Raw genomic sequence first — 589 nt, 5'->3', positions numbered from 1 at the left:
CAGAGTGCAGGTAACATCTCGATTCAGGGTGGCAGTCTATCACTTAAAGCAGGTCAGATTAAAGCAACCGCCCCTGAAGCAATTTGGCTTCTTGGCGGAGGAAGCAGCTTTATATTGGATGGACAAGCTGATGTTCGTGCTGGACTGCTCCAACAGGAAGGCAGCCATAAGGCACCGGTCGTGGTAGCTGATTTGCCGCCGGAGCCGCCCCTTATTCCGCTTGAACAATATGAGGCAGCTCAAGCAGCAAATGCAGCCGAAGCAGCTGCTATGCAGCCTTCCGTGGTTAACATGAAGGAGGTCTCCCTGTTTGGTGCAGCGGTCGCCATGGCGGGCATGATCCCCGTTTTGGGTATGCTTGGAGGTGCACCAGCCATTGCGGCACAGGCCGTTGTCGTTGGCGCTGCAGCAATCGGCTTGATCGGGAACATCCCAAGTGTAGGATCCTTTAAGCCTTCGGCCCTACAACTTCTGAATCATCTGAATGGTGATTTCGTGGGCAAGATGCAGCAAGAAGAGGCTTATAAGCACCAATTATTTGGTAAAGTTGTCTCAGCAGCACGAGAGTTAAGCACGGCTACTTCCTTTA

1 pseudogene is annotated in these 589 nt (G+C 52.5%); it reads left to right on the top strand.

Going from position 1 to position 589, the window contains the following annotated elements:
* Window positions 1-589, top strand: a pseudogene (locus AC1DE7_RS31785) (hypothetical protein); the annotation flags it as partial.

The sequence above is a fragment of the Paenibacillus sp. 10L310 genome (assembly GCF_056395745.1).
Note: the sequence above shows the minus strand (reverse complement) of the source record. Positions and strands in the feature narration are given on the sequence as shown.